Genomic DNA, 20,047 nt, shown 5'->3' with positions numbered 1-20,047 from the left:
ATTACCCCTTATTCTCTACTGCTTCTAACATTTTTTGATAAGCTTCTTCAGTATCCACTATATCTTTTCTTGATGCGGCGCGCCTTGCAGCGATATAACCGGTGATTTTATCATCGTTATCTTTTATAGGTAAGACTTCTGAATCTACCCAGTAGTATCTACCATCTTTTCTTAGGTTTTTTACAATACCGTTCCATGCTTGACCACCTTGAATCGTACTCCACATTTTTTCAAATGCAGCTGCGGGCATATCAGGGTGTCGAATGATGTTATGAGGCTGGCCTATAAGCTCTTCTACGCTATAACCAGAAACTTCACAAAATGCTTTGTTTGCATAAGTGATAATACCTTTTTCATCTGTTTGACTTACTATCACCAAGTCTTCAAACATGTACTCTTCATCAGTAGGAGTAACTTTTTCCATCTCTAAACCTTATAGTTAGCAAAAATTTTAGAATTGTCACAAATATATCATAAGGAAATAAAAATAAAACTTATTTATAAAGTAATTTGATGTTTTTTGCATCTTTTTTGTTCAAAATTGTCGTTAAATCCTCTACAGAAGCACTTTTTATATTTTCAAAAGTTCCGAAATGATTGAGCAATTTTTGGATTTTTGCGGCTGAAATCCCGTGTAAGCTTAAGAGTTTACTCTCTTGATCAAGTTTAAGTTTTGTTTTCTTGTGAAATGTGATCGCCGAGCGGTGTGCTTCATCTCTTAAGTTTTGAATCCATTGAAGTCTTTTATCAGATTCTTGCAGTCTAAAGGTTTCCTCTTTTGTATAGATAATATCTTTTGCTTTCCCTTTTGCACGGTGTGCTTTTGCATCAATTTTCTCTTTTGATATTGCGATCACATCAATATTTACACCGTTAGATTCTAAAATATCGAGTGCTAACTTTAAAAGTGTAGAACCACCATCGAGCACCCAAAGATCAGGTGCCGGATTTTTAGCAAAACTTTCAACTCTTCTTGTAAGTGTCTCTCTCATTTGAGCATATTCATCTTTTGCTTCGAGATGGTAAGTTCTGTACGATTTTTTATCAAATTTGCCGTTTTCATAGACAACCATAGCCCCAACTGTAGCCATGCCTGCCATATGAGAGTTGTCAAAAATCTCCACTCTGTTGGGGGTTCTCTCTAGGCTGCACAACTCTTGTACCTCTTGAAGAATTTTTTCGTTTTTACTGTTTTGTTTTTTGAGTAGCTCTTTTGCATTTAAAAGTGCTAGGGCAATAAGATCTTTTTTCTTCCCGCGTTGTGGAATTGAGATAGAGGCTTTTTTCTCAAAAACTTCACTAAGGTGTTCTTCGATCAACTCTTTGTCTTCAAACTCCATATTGAGAAGAATAGGAGCTACTATTGGGGGTTTTTCATCTTTATAAAAGTCTACTAAAGCTTGCGTGAAAATTTCATTTGCATCAAATCCTTCAGAAAGATTAATGTAGTCATGGGAAGAGGAGATTATTTTTCCGTTTCTCATAAAGATCTTTACAAGCACTGCACGTAGTTCAGTATGTTCTACAACGAAAATATCATAGTTGTCATTATTTGCAAAATCTATTTCGGAATTGATTTCCGATCGGGAGATTTTATCTATCGTATCTCGAAGTTCTGCCGCTTCTTCAAAACGAAGCTCTTCTGCATAAAATTCCATTTTCTCTTGCAGTTTTTTGATTAAAAGCTTTTTGTTTTTTATAAGCGAAACTGCAAGATCAACCTCTTCTTGGTAACGCTCTTTTGAAATTGGAAGTTCACAGGGGCCCAGACATTTGTCTATCTGGTAATAAAGACACAACTTTTTTGAACGTAGGCACCCCTTTTTTTGTACAAGTTTAGCGATATTATAGACTGAGTTTAAAATATCTCTGGCACCTACGGAATAGGGACCGAAGTAGGTGATATCTTTGGAGTTGATTATTTTTCTTGTTATATCGAGTCTAGGATATTTTTCAGAGTTGTCGAGATATATATATGGATATGTTTTATCATCGCGTAGAAGAATATTGTATTTTGGATGGAGCTGTTTGATCAAAGAGTTTTCCAAGATCAATGCATCATGCTCAGAATTTACCACTATATACTCTAGTGAAACCGTTTGATGCAACATCTTGGTGATTCTAACAGAGAGTGTCGAGTTAGGGCGTAGTTCTGGGGTAAAGTGCCAATAACTTTTTACCCTGTTTGCAAGGTTTTTTGCTTTTCCAACATATAAAAGTCTGCCATTTTTATCGAAATATTGGTAGATCCCGGGAGATGTTGGGAGTTGCTTGATCGTAGTTTTAAGATCCATTTTTCTCTTTTATGATGTCAAAAATAGATTTGACAAGTTTGTTTAGTCTTTCATCTTGTATATCTACTGAAATATCTCCGCTTGCTCTCTCCGGATATTGTGGTGCTGTTTCTTTTTGTAACGGTTTTGAAGGTTTAAAACTTGGTGTATGTGTTACGAAAGCTCTTATATCATTGATAGAAAGCTCCTTACACTCTTCCGGAGTAACAAACTTTAAAGCGCTTTTAATAGATTGTATATTATTATCAAACTCTTGTTTAGCCCCAGGATGGTTTAGCACAAAAAAAAGTGTTTGATTTTTTATGTAGGCAAATTTTACCATCTTTTGAAGTGGTAGATTAAAGAGCGACTGTATCTTTTTTATGCAATGAAAATGAGATAGTTTAGAAAACTGAGGTTGATTTTGAATAATTTTTATAATATCAGTAGCATTTTTCATGTGCTAATTATAACAAGCTTTTTGTTAAGTATGAGTGGATGTGGTTATAAAGCACCCCCATATTACGAAAAAGCAACTCCTCAAAGTGATGAGAATGTCGAATTCCACATGCAAGAGAAAAAATTTGATAATAATGAGAGTTGTAACTAAATGTATAAATATGATGTAATAATAGTTGGTGCGGGAGTTGCAGGACTTTATGCCGCTATGAAATTACCAGAAGATAAAAAAGTTTTAATTATTAATAAAAGGGAAACTTTTAAGTGTAACACTTTTTACGCACAAGGGGGGATTGCTTTAGCAAGGGATAAAGAGGATATCCCCTCTCATATACAAGATACGTTAGCAGCAGGTGATGGTCTTTGCGATGAAGAAGCGGTAAAAGTTTTAAGTGAACATTCGATCGAGGCAATTGATGACTTAGTCAATAACGGTTTTGAATTTGATAAAGATAATGAGGGACATATTCTCTACACTAAAGAGGCTGCGCACTCTTGTGAGAGAATTGTTCATGCAGGCGGTGATGCGACCGGAAGGTATCTGCATTTCTTTTTACTTTCACAAAACAAACATGCAATGCTCAGTGATGCGCGTGTAGTTGATCTTTTGATTAAAGAGAATAAATGTTACGGTGTAACGGTACTTGATCATAGAGAAACAAAAAATATCTATGCAGATAATGTAATTATTGCAAGTGGTGGAGTTGGTTCTCTTTATGAGTACCATACAAATGCACCGTGTATCAGTGCAGATATGCAAGGGCTTTGTGTTATGAAAGGGATAGCACTTGATAGAATGGAGATGTTACAGTTTCACCCAACGGTGTTTGTAAACTCTTCAAATGCTCAAAAGATGCTTCTAACAGAAGCTCTTCGTGGTGAGGGTGCGACTATTACCGACGAAAACGGAAAGCGTTTTTTATTTGAATATGATGAACGTGGAGAACTCGCATCTCGTGATATTGTTAGTAAATCTATCTATCTGTACAGAAAGAAAACGGGTCTGAATATTTATCTTAATTTTGATAACTTCAGTGAAGAGTATTTTGCTCACAGGTTCCCAAATATTTATAAAAATATGCGTGCTTTAGGATTTAAAGTTCCAGAGCAAAGAGTACCTATTTCACCGGCATTCCATTATGCAATCGGCGGTATAAAAACAGACTTAAAAGGCAGGGTTCCAAACATTGAAGGGCTTTATGCTATCGGAGAAGTAGCTTCAACAAGAGTTCATGGTGCAAACAGACTTGCATCAAACTCTTTACTTGAAGGTTTAGTCTTTGCAAAAATAGCGGTTGATGATATTTTAGAAAACGATAACTTTAGCGATCAGATCACAGAGTTTGCTATTGAAGATGAAGTGATGAGCTATAAAGATGATAAAGCGAAAAAGAATCAGCTTCGTAAGATTATGTGGGAAAATGTCTCAATAATTCGTACAAAGAGGGGCTTAACTGATGCTTTAGAGACAATTAATGCTCTTTTAAATGAAAAAATTGGTAAACTTTTACAATTTCGTTTACTGACGGCTCGGGAGATTGTACTCTCAGCGTTAAATAGAACAGAATCGATAGGTGTACACACCATACAAGAGGAGAATTAGATGGAAAACAGTTCGGTGGTTGAAACTACTGCAAACGCAGTTGCCCACGCGGCAACAGATGTGAACTTAGCTACAACATGGGTAGGTTGGTTAAGTTTAATAGTATTTGTCGTAGCATATTATTTTATTGCTGCAGAGGAAAAATTTGAGGTAAATAAAGCAAAACCTGCACTTTTTGCCGGTACATTTATGTTTATGTTAGTTGGGATCTATTTTGCGATCAATGGAATGGATCCAAGTGGTTTACATGATGAACTAGAGACTCTAATTTTAGAAATTGCAGAGATTTTCTTCTTCTTACTTGTTGCAATGACATTTATTGAGACTTTGATCGAACGCGGTGTATTCGATCTCATGAAATACAAGCTTGTTTCAAAAGGGTATACATACAAAAAACTATTTTGGTTAACTGGTCTTTTAGCATTCTTCATCTCTCCTGTTGCAGATAACTTAACAACTGCTCTTATCCTATCAACTGTACTTTTTACAATTGATAAGAAAAATCTTTCATTCCTTGTACCTGGTGCTATCAACATCGTTGTTGCGGCAAATGCAGGTGGTGCATGGTCTCCGTTTGGGGATATCACGACGCTAATGGCTTGGACTGCTGGAAAAGGTGAATTTATAGATTTCTTATACTTATTCCCGGCTTCTGTACTTGGTTGGGGTGTAACAGCATTTTTACTTTCTATGTCAGTTCCAGAGGGGCAACCTCCGTTTGATGCAACTACAGAGACAAAACCACAAGTTTTAGACGGTGGTCACGGTGTTGTTTATCTTGGTGTAGCTACTATTACAATCGCTGTTTTAGGACACCAGTTTTTCCATTTCCCAGCAATGTGGGGTATGATGTTTGGTTTGGCAATTCTTAAAATGTACTCAGTATTTCTTACAAAAAGAGGAAGACAAAGTTTTAATATTTTTTGTAAATATGCAAAAAGTAGAGAACGATACACTTCTTTTCTTCTTTGGTATTCTTTCAGCAGTTGGTGCTTTACATTTCTTAGGATTCTTACACTACATCCACGATCTTTATGAGATGGTTGGTGCAACAGCGGCAAATATTGGTGTTGGATTTATTTCAGCAATTGTAGATAACGTACCTGTTATGAGTGCTATCTTAAAATCATCTCCGACTATGGGACTTGACCAGTGGTTACTTGTGACACTTACAGCGTATCGGTGGTAGTTTAATCTCTTTTGGTTCTGCTGCAGGTGTTGGTGTAATGGGTAGACTACACGGAATTTATACATTCGGTGCACATATGAAACATGCTTGGACAATCTTAGTTGGTTATATTGTTTCAATGATTGTTTGGTATGTACAGTTTCAGGTTCTAGGACTTTATTAAGCCCCAAGCGTCAACGTAGGGAATGATTTTCTTTGAAAATAGTTCACCGTAGTTGACAATAGAGCTTGGGGTTCTCCTTGGACCTCAACTCTCTATTTTAAGTACCTCTTGCTCTGTTTTCAGCTCCAGTGAACTTTTTCTTTGAAAAAAATCCTTGCGCTGAAGCAAGAGGCATCACCAAATCAAATCTTAATCTTTTTTATAGTATCCTTTCACAATTAATTATCTCTTAAAGGCATTTAAATGACAAATGTTAGCATTATTGTATTGGATTTTGGTTCTCAATACACACAACTTATTGCTCGCCGTCTTCGTGAAGATCAAATCTATTGTGAAATTCTTCCTTATCATACAAAAGTAGAAGATATCAAAGCAAAAAATCCTAAAGGTGTTATCCTTTCAGGTGGTCCATCTTCAGTTTATAACAAAGATGCTTATGAAGTAGACCAAGGCGTATATGAAATGGGTATCCCGGTTCTTGGTATCTGTTACGGTATGCAAAGAATTGCAGTTGACTTTGGCGGAAGTGTTATCCGTTCTGATCACCATGAATATGGAAAAGCAGAATTAAATATTAACAACTATGAAACAAATGCTTCAAAACTTTTTGCTGATTGTGACAATGAACGTATTGTATGGATGTCTCACTCTGATAGAGTTGATGAAATTCCAGCTGGATTTGAAGTGATTGCAACTTCAGCAAACTCTCCATTTGCAGCGATTGCAAATGAAGAAAAAAATGTATATGCTATGCAGTTTCACCCAGAAGTTCAACACTCTGAAGAGGGTTATTTAATGCTTCGTAACTTCGCAAAGAAGATTTGTGGTGTTGATGAGAAGTGGAAAATGGAACACTTCTTAAAAGAGCAAATCAGAATCATCAAAGAAAAAGTTGGTGACGGTAAAGTTCTTTGTGGTCTTAGCGGTGGGGTTGATAGCTCTGTTGTTGCTGCAATGCTTTATGAAGCAATTGGTGACCAATTGATTCCTGTATTTGTTGACAATGGGCTTTTACGTAAAGGTGAGCGTGAACAAGTTGAGCAGATTTTCAAAGTAAACTTGAAAGCTCCTTTAGTTGTTGCAGATGCAGCTGATCTATTTTTAGGTCGCCTTGCCGGTATCTCTGACCCTGAGCAAAAACGTAAAATTATTGGACATACTTTCATCGAAGTATTTGAGCAAGAAGCAAAAAAGCATGATGGTATTAAATTCCTTGCACAAGGGACACTTTATCCGGATGTTATCGAATCTATCTCAGTAAACGGTCCATCTGAAGTTATTAAATCACACCACAATGTTGGTGGTCTTCCTGACTGGATGGATTTTGAACTGATCGAGCCTTTACGTGAACTTTTCAAAGATGAAGTTCGTAAAATCGGTTTAGAATTAGGTCTTCCAGAATCAATGATTAACCGTCATCCATTCCCTGGTCCAGGTCTTGCAATCCGTATTATGGGTGATGTTAACCAAGCTGATCTTGATCTTCTTCGTGAAGCTGACGTAATTATGCTAGATGAGTTAAAAGCTAGTGGGTATTACACAAGAACTTGGCAAGCATTTACAGTTTTACTAAACGTAAAATCTGTTGGTGTTATGGGTGATAACAGAACTTATGACAACACTGTATGTGTACGTGTAGTTGAAGCAGTTGACGGTATGACGGCAACTTTTGCACACCTGCCACATGATTTACTTGAAAGAATTTCAAGAAGAATTATCAACGAAGTTGATGGAATTAATAGAGTTGTATATGACATCTCTTCAAAACCACCAGCAACAATCGAGTGGGAGTAAGCCATAGGCTTCTCTCATGTCTAAAAACATCTATCTTTTTTCTACCTCTTCTTATTCGGATACTATACATATCAACTCTTTAGATACAACTTTTTTTAAACCTGAAATCGACTTTTCACAATACGACTATCTCATTGTAACCTCAAAGCAGATCGCAAAGGCATTGCAGCAGTATGATAAAGCATCATATATAGATATACCTGCTTTGTGTGTATCAGCACAGAGTGCAAAAAGTTTTGAGTCAATAGGTGGAAAAGTACTTCAAATAGGTGCAGGGTATGGTGATAACCTATCCAAGATTATTCAAACATATCCAAAAGAGAAAAGTTGGTTGTACCTTAGAGCAAAAGAGGTGGCATCAAGTTTTGTTGAAGAGACTAAATCTGAAGGATATATGATAGATGAAGCTATTGTATATGAAACAGCTTGTTCAAATGAGATTCAAAAATCAGAGCCAGAAAATGATGCTATTTTGATTTTTACATCTCCATCAAGCGTAAAGTGTTTTTTAGAAAATCATTCACTATATAAGACGCAAAAAATTATAGTTATCGGAAAAACTACAGCAAAAGCTTTACCTCCTCGAGTAGAGTTTATAATCTCCCAAGAGACGACGATTGCCTCTTGTGTAAAAATAGCAAAAAAACTCTAGTTTCAAAGAAAAATCAACTAATATCTAGTATAATATTATTAATAGTCTGGATGGCTCGTGCCAGCACATATATGAGGGTTCTACATATTCATATTGTGAACCTGGTAGATCTGTTGTGTGCCGGTGGTTTCGTTTGAGGTATGTTAACTCTGCCGAGAAATTGCCGCCTAAAACGGGTCTCCCTTCACACAATTTCGGCTTTCTAGAACCAAAGCCATTAGTGTGACGGCCATCTGGGCTACTATTGTAAGAAAAATATTTTGAAAAATATACTGAGTTCAAGAGAGTTGGATTTAGTATATTTTTTAGTGGAGATGTGAATGAAAATTTTGATTTTGGGTTCTGGTGGTCGTGAGTATTCTATAGGTTTGGCAATTGATAATGAAAATGCCGGACATGAACTGTTCTTCCAACCTGGTAACGGTGCAACGGATAAACTTGGTACAAACATTGATATCAAAGATTATCACGAGCTAGCTGCTTGGGCAAAAGAGAATGAAGTAGAATTGACAATTGTTGGACCTGAAGCTCCACTTGTTGACGGTGTTGTAGATATTTTTAAAGAAAACGGTTTAACTATTTTTGGACCTAGCAAAGAAGCTGCACAGCTAGAGGGTTCAAAAGTTTATATGAAAAACTTTTTAGCAAAATATAATATCCCTACTGCACGTTATATCGAAAGTGATTCGATCGAAGAACTTTACAAATTTACGGACACTTTAAGTACACCTATCGTTGTTAAAGCAGACGGTCTTTGTGGTGGAAAAGGTGTAATTATCGCTCAGTCTCATGATGAAGCTAAAAAGACTATCGGTGAGATGCTAAGTGGTAAAGCATTTGGTGATGCTGGTAAAAAAGTTATTGTTGAAGAGTTCTTAGATGGATATGAGCTTTCAATGTTTGCGGTATGTGACGGTGATGATTATATTTTACTTCCTGCTGCACAAGACCATAAGCGTGTCGGTGATGGTGATACTGGCCCAAATACAGGTGGAATGGGTGCATATGCTCCAACACCGCTTGTTGACGAAACTCTTTATCAAAAAGTAAAAGACAGAATTATTCGCCCGACACTTGATGGTATGAAAGCTGAAGGTGCTCCGTTTGAAGGTGTACTTTTCATCGGGATTATGGTTGTAAACGGTGAGCCGATTACACTAGAATTTAATGTACGTTTTGGAGATCCTGAGTGTGAGATCCTTATGCCTCTTATGACTTCAAGTGTGAGTGATATGTTCTATAAAGCTGCAACAAACCGTTTAGGTGAGATCGAAGTAAGTTTCTCTAAACAATATGCAGTAGGTATTGTAATGGCAAGTGAAAATTATCCGTATGGAAGCTCAACTCCGGCAGAGATTATTTTAGATGATGTACACCATGAAGATATTGAAAAATATACACATATCTCTTTTGCAGGTGTATCTAAAGAGGATGACAAACTTTATGCAACAGGTGGAAGAGTTTTACTTTGTATAGGTCTAGGTGATTCGATCAAAGAGGCACGTGACAGAGCATACCTAAGATGTGGTCAGGTACATTTTGCCGGGAAAAAATTTAGAACAGATATCGCATACCAAGCGTTATAGGAAACAGTCTTGAGTGAAGAGATAGAGAGTATATTACATCGTGAAGGTTTAACGTTAGCCGACACAAAAAAAAGAGCAATGGCTTTTTTCATAGATGAGATGTTACTCTCTTTTTTACTTATTATAGCGTTGTACGATAATTTTGCAGCAGCTACAACGATTGAAGAGTGGATCAATACGACAAATCAGTTCGTTTTAGAATTTATGATGATGAAGATAGTCTATCAGGCATTTTTCGTAATGCAATACGGTGCAACTATCGGTAAGCTTGTGATGAAAATTAAAGTGATAGAGATTAGAACACTTGATAATCCAAATGTTCTTAGCTCACTTAATCGTGCTATTTTCAGAGTGATTAGTGAGATGTTTTTGTACCTTGGATTTTTATGGGGTATGATGGATCCGGCACGCCAGACATGGCATGATAAAACTGCAAAAACTTTGGTTATAGATGCTTAAAACTTTCCTACTTCTTACACTTTTACTATCTTCGGTTTATGCTACATCGAAGGTTGAAGTGTATGCTTCACAGATGGATACAAACGGTTCTGTAGTATTTGCCGATAATGGTGTTACTGTTATATATCAAGACTATTTTTTAACGGCAAAAAGAGCGATATATAACAGAGATACTTCTGATTTGGAATTGTTTGATGATATTAAAGTAAACTATCAAGGGAATTATAAACTTCTTGGAGAATATGCAAGGCTTAACTTAGCAAAAAAACAAAAAGAGTTTAAGCCGTTTTATATGCTTGATACCTCTTCTGAAGTATGGATGAGTGGTAAAAGCGGTTATGCACAAGATTATGATATTGATGTAGAGAGTGGAATTGTAAGTGGGTGTAATCCAATAGATCCGCTTTGGAAAATGGCTTTTAGTTCATCAGATTATGATGCCAAGACTAAATGGCTGAACCTTTATAATGCAAGGTTCTATTTTTATGATATCCCTATATTTTATACCCCTTATTTTGGCTATTCTTTAGATACAACAAGACGAACAGGTTTATTAATGCCTTCTCTTGGACTCTCTTCAACAGAAGGGTTCTATTATGAACAACCTATATATATTGCAGAGCAGAATTGGTGGGACTTAGAACTAAAGCCGCAAATACGTACAAATAGAGGAAACGGGATCTATTCAAAATTTCGTTTTGTTGATTCTCCTGTCTCTAAAGGTTCGATCAATATAGGATATTTTAAAGAGTATGATTCTTATCTAAATTCAAGTCTTATTAGTTTAAAAAACAGTGAGCACTACGGTATTAATTTGATGTATGAAAATAGTGATGTACTTAACCAGTGGTTTGGTACAGATCTATCAGGTCAATCTGGACTTTACGTTGATACGAGTCATATGAATGATGTTGAGTATATAAATCTCTCTTCAAACAGTGCACAATCTCAGGTGACATCAAATCAGGTATTATCAAGAATCAATGCTTTTTATAACACGGATGATAACTATATTGCTACCTATTTTAAGTATTACCAAGATTTGGAACAAGAAACAAATGCAAATGTACTACAGCAGCTACCGACTCTGCATTACCATTATTATCTAGATACATTTTTAAAAGACCATCTTCTTTACTCTTTAGATGTACAAAGTAAAAATATCTATAGACAGATAGATACGAGTGTTGTGCAAACTGATGTTAATTTACCAATCACTTTACAAACAGATCTTTTTGATGAGTATTTGAATGTTGCATATAAAGCAAATCTTTATATGCAACATTCTGCATTTAGGGGCTCTACAAGTGTACTACCTAATTATGAATATCAAGATGGATACTTTTTAAGAAATTATCATACACTCAGTGTTTCTACGCAACTAACAAAAGCATTTGATGATTTTATACATGTTATGGGCTTTTCTGCCAGATATAACAGATTTGATCAAAGTGCTCAGACAGGGTATTATGATGAAGTTGCAGATTTTTGTTCTCTAGAGGAAAATCAAAATGATCCAAGATGTGAATTTTATAATATAAACGCAGTTGATGATGAAGCGTACTTGGATTTTACACAATATTTTTTCGATAGCTCAGCAAATGAATTTCTTTACCATAGACTTTCTCAAAAACTTTCATATGAAACAGGGAAAGATAAATTAGGTGAACTTGAGAATGAATTAGACTATAAATTGAGTAAGCATCTTTCTTTTTATAACAATATGTTTTATAATTACCAACAGCACCGTTTTACAAAGGTTTTTAATTCTATAACGTATAATAATTACGGACTGAAATTAGACTTGTCACATCTTTTTAAGTATGATATTGCAAAGGTAAATACTTCAGAGGATCCTTTTACAAAGTATTTAACATCATCGTTAGAGTATGATTATAATTCACATTACAGTTTTTCTGCAATATACAATTATGATATTGAACTCAAACAGATAAAAACTGCATCAGCAGGCTTTATGTATAAAAAGAGATGTTGGGATTTTGGTGTAAAATATAGTGAAAATGTTCGACCTATCCTAAATGCAAACGGTGATGCGTCTTCAATTAAAGACAGATATGTGTTTATTAGTGTAGTGTTAAAACCGTTTATGAAGCCGGACCCAAATAATGCCTTGATAGAGTACAAGTTAGAAGAGCAAGTGAGTAATTAAGATGAAACAGTATAAAGAGATATTACAAAACAGACAAGATGCCGCTAAAAAACTGACAGAAGTTATCCCTATGGATAAGCTCAAAGATGAACAATGGGAATTGATCGCAGTATCCCACGGTGGTTTGGAGTTAAGTACACATATTAAAGGAAGGCTAAAAAACAGAATTGATATTCTCTTTTTAGAACCTATTATGGCACCGAATAATCCTGAATGTGAAGTGGCACGTGTAAGTGAAACGGAAGAAATTGTAATTCAGGAAAATTTGATCGAGTCTTTTGAAATTAAACTTGATTATGTTTACGGTGAAGCACATAGAAAGCATGAAGAAGGTATACTTAGCAATATATATAAGTTTCGAAAAGGGCGCCCTTTTGCCTCAATGAAAGATAAGGTTGTTCTTCTCATTGATGAGGGAAGTGAAACCGGTACAAAGTTTATGACAGCTTTAAAGACGGTTTTAGCACAATCTCCAAAAGCAGTTTATATAGCTGTCCCTGTAATCCCAAGTGATGTACTTGAAACTTTGGAAGTTTTTGTAGATGATATATTTTTTCTTCATGACATTGATGACTATGTGGAAACGAGTCTTTATTATAAAAAATTAGACAAAATAGATGACGAAACTGTAGAAAAAATTTTAGAAGAAAATAAGTAGGGCTCTTTCATCACCTCTGATACTCATCAGAGGGCTAAAAAAAGTTAAAGTTGTGTAAAAAAAGTATTTTTATGCAAGGTTGATTTTTTTTAACCCTCCCTTCGGGTAAATTATACAAGAGTATATTTTAATATGTAAAGAAGATTTACCGTGATTATAAATTTGTATAATTTACTGAAGAATATTTAGAGGGTACAAAAAAGGTCTAAAATGAAATACGATGTAAACGTAGAGTTAAAAAACAAAATAGAAGAGTATAGTTTTAACGATGTAGCACGTCAAGCTAACGGTGCTGCTTGGTTAAAATCTGGAGATACTGTAATACTGGCAACAGTTGTTATTGAAGAGAATGAAACGGTAAGTGAAGACTTTTTACCACTTACAGTACAATATATAGAAAAAACGTATGCAGCGGGAAAAATCCCTGGAGGCTTTTTTAAACGTGAAGCAAAACCAAGTGATTTTGAAACACTTACTTCAAGAATTGTAGATAGAAGTTTACGCCCTCTATTTCCAAAAGGGTTTGGACATCCGACACAAATTACGATTATGGTATTTAGTGTAGATAAAGAGGCAGATCTACAAGTATTGGCACTTAATGCTGCATCAGCTGCTTTATATGTTTCAGATATCGATATCAATAGAAGTGTAAGTGCTGTTCGTGCTGCTAAAATTGATGGTGAATTAGTTTTAAATCCAACACTTTCACAGTTAAATAACTCAACGCTAGATCTTTACCTTTCAGGGACAAAAGAGGATCTTTTAATGATCGAGATGCGTTCAATCGGTAGTGAAAATGTAGAAGTTGAGCCTAGCATTGAGCCAATGCTTGATCCTATCAATGCAGGTATGGGCGGTGTTGTGATCGATACACACCTTTCAAATGCTCTTGCAGAAGATGAACTGATCGAGATCCTTGGTAAAACTCAAGAGGTTTTATTTGAGGCAAACAGTAAGTATGAAGAGAGTTTTGCATCATTTCAAAAAGAGGCGATGCCATTACAGTTAAATGTTAACCCGCTTAATGAAGAGATGGTAAGTTATGTAGAGCAAAACCATATGACGGACATTAAAGATGCTATGAATCAAATGGCAAAATCTGAACGTTCTTCAGCTCTTAGAAACTTAAGAAAATCTATTTTAGAAGCAAAAGAGGATTGGGATGAGTCAGAGTTAAAAGCTGCGATTGAAAATGTGAAAAAACTCCAAGTTCGTTCTCAAATTTTAAATGAGAAAGTACGTGCTGACGGAAGAGCTTTAAATGAAGTAAGACCAATTACGATCGATACAAACGTACTTCCGGCTGCACATTCATCTTGTCTGTTTACACGTGGACAAACACAGGCTCTTGTAGTACTTACTTTAGGTGGGCCAAAAGATGCGCAAATGTTTGAAACATTAACAGATGAAGGTACACAAAACGAAAACTTTATGGTGCATTATAACTTCCCAGGTTTCTCTGTTGGTGAAGCAAGCCCAATCATGGGAACAAAGCGTCGTGAACTTGGGCACGGTAACTTAGCTAAACGTGCTCTAGAGCCGATCGTAGATACTGATGGAAAGACTATCCGTTTAGTTTCTGAGATCCTGGAGTCAAACGGTTCAAGTTCAATGGCTACTGTATGTGGTGGATATATGGCACTTAAAGCTGCTGATATCGATACTTCAGATACTATTGCCGGAATTGCGATGGGTATGGTAAGTGAAGGTGACAAGTATGCTATTCTTTCAGATATTATGGGACTTGAAGATCACGACGGTGATATGGACTTTAAAGTAACGGGTTCAAAAGACGGAATCACTGCTATGCAGATGGATATAAAACTTGGTGGTATCTCACTGGAAGTTTTAAAAGAGGCACTTTACCAAGCAAAAGAGGGTCGTACTCACATTATCGACATTATGCTTGAAGCTCAAAGCAAAATCGAGTTTAATGACGGTGTACTTCCAACAACTGATTTCTTCCATATCGATCCTAGTTTTATCGGTGAGATTATTGGTCAGGCAGGAAAAACTATTCGTGAAATTATTGAGAAGTTTGAAGTTGCTATCGATATAGATAAAAAAGAGGGTAAAGTTAAAATTACAGGTACAAACAAAGCCGGTATTGAAGGTGCAAAAGAGCATATCAACTCTATCGTGTCAAAACCGAAAGTTGCAAAAATTAAGTACGAAGTTGGTGACAAATATGAAGGTACTGTAAAACGTATAGTTGATTTTGGTGCTTTTGTTGAGCTTCCAGATGGTACAGACGGGCTTCTTCATATCTCTAAAATCTCTAAAAACAGAGTAGAGAATGTAAGAGATGTATTAAATGAAGGTGACAAAGTAACGGTAGAGATTATTGAGTTTAAAGGTAATAAGATCTCTTTATCTATGGTATAACTTTTAAAACCTATATGGTTTAACTACTTTTACTCAAATATCTTTTTTAGTCCAACTTTTTGTTGGACTGATCTTTACTCAATTACACAACTATATATGGAATAATAGATGTATATTTTAATTGAGAAAGAATCTTCATGGCTTATAAAGACCTATTTATAGGCTGTATTTACTCAATTTACAACTTATTAGATATAGATTTAAAATTTAAAAAATAAGAATAGTGCATTGTTTTTAAGCTAAAAAAAAGAGAATGTGCTATGATTTGTATGATAAAATAATTAAATTTCAAAGATTCTGAATAAAAAGTTAAAATTAAAGCGGAGTTTTAATGAAGCAAATCAATTATGAATATACTAATAAAGATGATTTAGAACAGTTTGTTGTCAATAATATTCAAGTTAGTAATCAAAAGAAGATATTGATACAACTTTTCAGTTCAAATACACTTTATATGGAAGTTTTAAAAATAAAAAACGAACTTCAAACTTTATTAGAGGGTGCTTCTATCATTACTACTACAACGGCAGGTATAGTACATGATGGAAAAATCTCCGATAATAAAATAGTTTTATCATTTTCTATTTTTGAGAATTCGAGTATTAAAGCTACAGGTTATTATAACAGTAGTACTGAAGAGATTATCAATGATTTAAAAGTAAATTATCTCACAAATGACACGAAGTTACTAATTGCTTTTGCAAACACATTTAAAATTGATGCATCTGATATACTTCAAAGATTTGCCCAAGAGAATCCAAATTTAGTTGTTGTCGGCGGTAATGCAGGTGATGATTTTAAGTTCCATTCTAATTATATTAGCGCTAATGATAATGACGATAGTGATATAGTTTTTGCCATTATAGACTCTAAAGTACTTCAAGTAAAGGCAGATTACTTATTTAATTGGGAAACGATCGGTAAAGAGATGCTTGTAACAAAAGCAAACGGCCCGACAGTTTATGAACTCGATCATCTACCCGTCATTGATATTTTTGAGAGATATCTAGGTAAAACTGTTCGAGATAACTTACTCAAACACGGTTCTCAATTCCCATTAGTACTTAATATGGGAGACACTGAAGTAGCAAGAGCTCTTGTAGCTTTTAATTATGAAGAGGGAAGTATCACTTTTGCAGGTAATATTCCCGAAGGTCAACATGTTCGATTCGGTTTTGCAGACCTTGGTACGATAGAGCATAAAAACATTGAACATTTAAAGATACACAACGAGAAAGTGAATGAAGCGACTTTTGTTTATACCTGTGGTGCAAGACGTCAAATGCTTGGGAATTTTTTAAATAAAGAGATACAAACGCTTAACTCTATTGGAACTAGTTCAGGTTTTATAACATACGGTGAGTTTTTTCATAATAGCACTAGCTGCGATAACAATCTTTTAAATATTACTACTACATACGTTACCTTGAATGAAAATGTAGAGAAAGCTAATACCTTAGATATGAATATAACAGAGGAAGAGGTAAGTGATGAAGAGGTACGTTTATCTGCTTTAACAACTTTGATTAAAGAGACGAGTAAAGATCTTGATGAAAATATTCATTATTTGGAGCAATTTAAAAATGCAGTGGCATCTGCATCAATTTTCTCAACTACAGACAGCTCTGGAAAAATTACTGATGTAAATAAAAACTTTGAAAAGATTTCAGGGTATACACGCGATGAATTAGTTGGAAAAGCACATAATATTGTAAGGCATCCCGATACAGATTCTAAACTTTTCAAAAATATGTGGGAAACTATTCAGTCAGGAAAAATATGGAAGGGACTAGTTAAAAATAGAACGAAGCAGGGATCTGACTATTGGGTTGTTTCTGAAGTAGCACCTATTTACTATAAAGATGGAAGTTTTAGAGAATATATAGGTATTAGAAATGATGTAACTAAACTCGAAGCTGTAAAACAGATTTTACAAAATGAAGTATTGTCTTCAAGAGAAAATCTAGAAGAGAACCTTTATTACTTTAAACAATATGAAGATGCGATTAACTTATCAACTGCGGTATTAAGAACAGATGTAAATAATAATATTAAATATGTAAACGATAAGTTTCTTAAACTTAGTAAATATAATAGAGAAGAACTTGTTGGTAAAAACTGTGGAGATATTAGACATAAAAAACATCAGGATGAAGGTTTATGTGATCAGATACTCTATCGCTTGAAGAATAAAGAAACAGTAAAGGAAATTATTACAAATATCGCAAAAGATAAAAGTGAGTTTATAACTAAGACACTATTCTATCCTATTAAAAATAAAAGTGGTGAAATTGTAGAGTTTATTCAAGTGATGTTTGATGTCACTGATATCTATAGACTTAATGCTGAGATCGTAAGCACTCAAAAAGAGGTAGTGGAGAAGATGGGTGCTATTGGTGAAACCAGAAGTAAGGAAACGGGAGACCATGTTCAAAGGGTAGCTGAGTACTCTTATTTGTTAGCAAAATATTATGGTTTAAGTGAAGAGGAAGCTGTATTATTAAAACAAGCAAGTCCAATGCACGATATCGGAAAGGTTGGTATACCGGATAGCATCTTAAACAAGCCTGGTAAATTAACAGACGAAGAGTATGAGATAATGAAAACACATGCAGAGATAGGCTATGAGATGCTCAAACACTCTGAAAGAGATATTCTTAAAGCCTCTGCAATGGTAGCATATACACATCATGAAAAATGGAACGGAACAGGTTATCCGCAAGGCACAAAAGGGAGTGATATCCATATTTTCGGTCGTATCACTGCTGTTGCCGATGTATTTGATGCTTTAGGACATGACAGAGTTTATAAAAAAGCGTGGGAATTAGAAAAAATACTAGATCTTTTTAAAGAGGAGAAAGGGAAACATTTTGATCCCGATTTAATTGATCTCTTTTTTGAAAATTTAGACAGTTTTTTAGATGTGAAAAATAGATTTGATGCAAAGTTAGTAGCAGAAAAATAAAAATTTAGCAGTATAAGTTTTTATTTAGCACTTCTCTTGTAAAATTGCGCTATCAATTTCTAGTAGGGAAATCTAGGCATTTATGTTTAGGTTGCTTCATCTTATGATGAGGTTACGCTATCCGAACGGATTGTAAAACTTTTAAGGATATATTATGAAAAAAATTCTTTTTCTTTTAGTAGCATTTTCTGCTGCACTTTTAGCTAACGAGGGTGAAGTTGCTAACCAAACTCTTAAAGCTTACTCTATGATCGCTGCTGGTCTAGGTCTTGGTTTAGCTGCACTTGGTGGTGCTATCGGTATGGGTCACACTGCTGCTGCAACTATCGCTGGTACTGCACGTAACCCAGGTCTAGGTGCTAAACTTATGACTACAATGTTCATCGCTTTAGCAATGATCGAAGCGCAAGTTATTTATGCACTAGTTGTTGCATTAATCGCTCTTTACGCTAACCCATTTTTAGGTTAATCTTTAACGATTATCTAAAAGTACCTCTCAAAGCCTAACTCTTTTTGAGTTGGGCTTTTTTTCTTTAATGCGATCGTGGTGGAACGGTAGACACGCTATCTTGAGGGGGTAGTGCCCTAGGGTGTGAGGGTTCAAATCCCTCCGATCGCACCATTAAACTTCTACAATATTTATTTTAAATCAAAAATTGAAATTAAAACCTATAAACCAATTGCGAAAATTATCAACTTTAAAGTCGGCATCATACCCTGATTCACGATATGTTTCATTCATTGTAGATTTTATAAATCTATATCCCGCTTCAAGAGAAAAGTATGAGTTTATCTCATAATTAAGACCGGCCTGAACACCATACATTGCTCCATCTATATTAAAATCATAATTATCGAGATCATATCTTCCGTATCCAAGTATTACCCCTGCAAACGGTTTGAGTGGATTCTCTCCAATTAGATAATCGTATTCTAGACACAACATTCCAAACTTTGCATCTTCTGCATTGATATTATGATAAAGCACTGCCGCTCTGTGATTGTCGTTGAAATAGTGACCAATCTTTAATGTTTGTGAACCACCATCATCATTGCTCGATTCATTGATCCCGAGGCCTATTGATGTAGCTGTATATTTCGCTGTAGTATTTCCTATATCCAATCCAATGTAATTGTGTTCTGCAGCATTTGCATTGATGAAGAGGAGAGTAGAGAGGGTAGTGATTGTAATAAGCTTTTTCATATTGACTCCTTCAAAGACACTATAGAGTATATTATACACATATAATCTATAGTAATCGTCTAAAAAAGTTGTTTAATGATGGTGTGAATGATCATGAGAGTGATCGTGTTTACCCTCTTCAAGATATTGTGTCATGTTTGTGCTATCAACTTTTACAAGTTCTTCGTTTTGTAGATTAGAGAGTAAATCTTGCAGCAAGATTCTCTCATCACCACCGTAGAAACACTCTATATTTGCCTTTTGCAGAAGCATAAAAGGGTTTGCACCCATATGATGAAAGAGTATAGTATCTACACCTTTTGCAATCATATTATCAACTACTACACGACCGCTTTGCGTTTCGTTCTTTTCAATTGAGATATTGCCATCTCTATCTACATATGCAAACCATTTTGCTTTGCCAAAGAGCGGGCTTAGTGCCGGATTTTCATTGTTCGTTTTTACGGGAATTGCGATCATGACTCTTTCTCCTCAAATTTTAAAACAT

Annotated in this window: 16 protein-coding genes, 1 tRNA gene and 1 pseudogene; 13 read left to right on the top strand and 5 right to left on the bottom strand. The window is 35.2% G+C overall.

Going from position 1 to position 20,047, the window contains the following annotated elements:
- Position 1: 1 nt before the first annotated feature.
- From FJR03_RS09420 to FJR03_RS09410, 3 genes are all read right to left on the bottom strand, one after another.
- The gene (locus FJR03_RS09420; protein WP_193113253.1) at positions 2–424 is read right to left on the bottom strand and encodes a PAS domain-containing protein; all 423 of its coding nucleotides are present in this window, start codon (positions 422–424) and stop codon (positions 2–4) included.
- Positions 425–494: 70 nt separating this feature from the next.
- Positions 495–2,294 carry an excinuclease ABC subunit UvrC gene (gene uvrC, locus FJR03_RS09415; RefSeq protein WP_193113252.1) on the bottom strand — a complete coding sequence of 600 codons (1,800 nt, stop codon included), beginning with the start codon at positions 2,292–2,294 and terminating at the stop codon, positions 495–497.
- Positions 2,284–2,733, bottom strand: coding sequence for a hypothetical protein (locus FJR03_RS09410; RefSeq protein WP_193113251.1), 450 nt, complete (start codon positions 2,731–2,733; stop codon positions 2,284–2,286). Before FJR03_RS09410 ends, uvrC begins: the two co-directional genes overlap by 11 nt.
- A gap of 21 nt (positions 2,734–2,754) precedes the next feature.
- On the opposite strand from FJR03_RS09410, the gene FJR03_RS11765 reads away from it, so the two are divergent.
- From FJR03_RS11765 to FJR03_RS09350, 13 genes and pseudogenes are all read left to right on the top strand, one after another.
- A complete protein-coding gene (locus FJR03_RS11765) occupies positions 2,755–2,883 on the top strand; it encodes a hypothetical protein (RefSeq protein ID WP_255524247.1) in 129 nt (42 codons plus the stop codon).
- Complete coding sequence (gene nadB, locus FJR03_RS09405; RefSeq protein WP_193113250.1) at positions 2,884–4,335, top strand: L-aspartate oxidase; 1,452 nt, start codon at positions 2,884–2,886, stop codon at positions 4,333–4,335.
- Positions 4,336–5,687: pseudogene (nhaD, locus tag FJR03_RS09400) on the top strand (sodium:proton antiporter NhaD).
- A 243-nt stretch (positions 5,688–5,930) separates the two neighbouring features.
- Complete coding sequence (gene guaA / locus FJR03_RS09395) at positions 5,931–7,481, top strand: glutamine-hydrolyzing GMP synthase (protein ID WP_193113249.1); 1,551 nt, start codon at positions 5,931–5,933, stop codon at positions 7,479–7,481.
- Between the two features lie 16 nt (positions 7,482–7,497).
- Positions 7,498–8,133 (top strand): uroporphyrinogen-III synthase, encoded by a 636-nt coding sequence (locus FJR03_RS09390; RefSeq protein WP_193113248.1) that lies wholly within the window; start codon positions 7,498–7,500, stop codon positions 8,131–8,133.
- Between the two features lie 320 nt (positions 8,134–8,453).
- The gene (gene purD / locus FJR03_RS09385; protein WP_193113247.1) at positions 8,454–9,719 is read left to right on the top strand and encodes a phosphoribosylamine--glycine ligase; all 1,266 of its coding nucleotides are present in this window, start codon (positions 8,454–8,456) and stop codon (positions 9,717–9,719) included.
- Between the two features lie 9 nt (positions 9,720–9,728).
- Positions 9,729–10,178 carry an RDD family protein gene (locus FJR03_RS09380; RefSeq protein ID WP_193113246.1) on the top strand — a complete coding sequence of 150 codons (450 nt, stop codon included), beginning with the start codon at positions 9,729–9,731 and terminating at the stop codon, positions 10,176–10,178.
- The gene (locus tag FJR03_RS09375; RefSeq protein WP_193113245.1) at positions 10,171–12,348 is read left to right on the top strand and encodes an LPS-assembly protein LptD; all 2,178 of its coding nucleotides are present in this window, start codon (positions 10,171–10,173) and stop codon (positions 12,346–12,348) included. The genes FJR03_RS09380 and FJR03_RS09375 overlap by 8 nt, the downstream gene beginning before the upstream one ends.
- Position 12,349: 1 nt before the next feature.
- Complete coding sequence (locus tag FJR03_RS09370; RefSeq protein ID WP_193113244.1) at positions 12,350–13,006, top strand: phosphoribosyltransferase; 657 nt, start codon at positions 12,350–12,352, stop codon at positions 13,004–13,006.
- Positions 13,007–13,216: 210 nt separating this feature from the next.
- Positions 13,217–15,391, top strand: coding sequence for a polyribonucleotide nucleotidyltransferase (locus FJR03_RS09365; protein ID WP_193113243.1), 2,175 nt, complete (start codon positions 13,217–13,219; stop codon positions 15,389–15,391).
- A gap of 331 nt (positions 15,392–15,722) precedes the next feature.
- On the top strand, positions 15,723–18,356 hold the full coding sequence (locus tag FJR03_RS09360; RefSeq protein WP_193113242.1) for an HD domain-containing phosphohydrolase: 2,634 nt from the start codon (positions 15,723–15,725) through the stop codon (positions 18,354–18,356).
- A 154-nt stretch (positions 18,357–18,510) separates the two neighbouring features.
- A complete protein-coding gene (locus tag FJR03_RS09355) occupies positions 18,511–18,825 on the top strand; it encodes a F0F1 ATP synthase subunit C (RefSeq protein WP_193113241.1) in 315 nt (104 codons plus the stop codon).
- 69 nt (positions 18,826–18,894) lie between these two features.
- A tRNA-Leu gene (locus FJR03_RS09350) sits at positions 18,895–18,978 on the top strand.
- 27 nt (positions 18,979–19,005) lie between these two features.
- Here FJR03_RS09350 and FJR03_RS09345 read toward each other — a convergent pair.
- Both FJR03_RS09345 and FJR03_RS09340 read right to left on the bottom strand, forming a co-directional pair.
- Entirely contained in the window at positions 19,006–19,560 is a 555-nt protein-coding gene (locus FJR03_RS09345; protein ID WP_193113240.1) for an outer membrane protein, read from the bottom strand.
- Between the two features lie 72 nt (positions 19,561–19,632).
- The gene (locus FJR03_RS09340; RefSeq protein ID WP_193113239.1) at positions 19,633–20,019 is read right to left on the bottom strand and encodes a NifB/NifX family molybdenum-iron cluster-binding protein; all 387 of its coding nucleotides are present in this window, start codon (positions 20,017–20,019) and stop codon (positions 19,633–19,635) included.
- Positions 20,020–20,047: the final 28 nt, after the last annotated feature.

Origin of the sequence: Sulfurimonas marina (genome assembly GCF_014905095.1) — a bacterium.
GTDB classification, from domain to species: Bacteria; Campylobacterota; Campylobacteria; order Campylobacterales; family Sulfurimonadaceae; genus Sulfurimonas; species Sulfurimonas marina.
The sequence above is the reverse complement of the archived record's forward strand: the minus strand, read 5'-3'. Positions and strand labels throughout refer to the sequence as shown.

What these genes read in the sequence shown, in the direction of transcription:
- FJR03_RS09420 (WP_193113253.1), bottom strand. Translation starts at nt 424, where the DNA reads ATGGAAAAAGTTACTCCTACTGATGAAGAGTACATGTTTGAAGACTTG.
- uvrC (WP_193113252.1), bottom strand. Translation starts at nt 2,294, where the DNA reads ATGGATCTTAAAACTACGATCAAGCAACTCCCAACATCTCCCGGGATC.
- FJR03_RS09410 (WP_193113251.1), bottom strand. Translation starts at nt 2,733, where the DNA reads ATGAAAAATGCTACTGATATTATAAAAATTATTCAAAATCAACCTCAG.
- nadB (WP_193113250.1), top strand. Translation starts at nt 2,884, where the DNA reads ATGTATAAATATGATGTAATAATAGTTGGTGCGGGAGTTGCAGGACTT.
- guaA (WP_193113249.1), top strand. Translation starts at nt 5,931, where the DNA reads ATGACAAATGTTAGCATTATTGTATTGGATTTTGGTTCTCAATACACA.
- FJR03_RS09390 (WP_193113248.1), top strand. Translation starts at nt 7,498, where the DNA reads ATGTCTAAAAACATCTATCTTTTTTCTACCTCTTCTTATTCGGATACT.
- purD (WP_193113247.1), top strand. Translation starts at nt 8,454, where the DNA reads ATGAAAATTTTGATTTTGGGTTCTGGTGGTCGTGAGTATTCTATAGGT.
- FJR03_RS09375 (WP_193113245.1), top strand. Translation starts at nt 10,171, where the DNA reads ATGCTTAAAACTTTCCTACTTCTTACACTTTTACTATCTTCGGTTTAT.
- FJR03_RS09370 (WP_193113244.1), top strand. Translation starts at nt 12,350, where the DNA reads ATGAAACAGTATAAAGAGATATTACAAAACAGACAAGATGCCGCTAAA.
- FJR03_RS09365 (WP_193113243.1), top strand. Translation starts at nt 13,217, where the DNA reads ATGAAATACGATGTAAACGTAGAGTTAAAAAACAAAATAGAAGAGTAT.
- FJR03_RS09360 (WP_193113242.1), top strand. Translation starts at nt 15,723, where the DNA reads ATGAAGCAAATCAATTATGAATATACTAATAAAGATGATTTAGAACAG.
- FJR03_RS09355 (WP_193113241.1), top strand. Translation starts at nt 18,511, where the DNA reads ATGAAAAAAATTCTTTTTCTTTTAGTAGCATTTTCTGCTGCACTTTTA.
- FJR03_RS09345 (WP_193113240.1), bottom strand. Translation starts at nt 19,560, where the DNA reads ATGAAAAAGCTTATTACAATCACTACCCTCTCTACTCTCCTCTTCATC.
- FJR03_RS09340 (WP_193113239.1), bottom strand. Translation starts at nt 20,019, where the DNA reads ATGATCGCAATTCCCGTAAAAACGAACAATGAAAATCCGGCACTAAGC.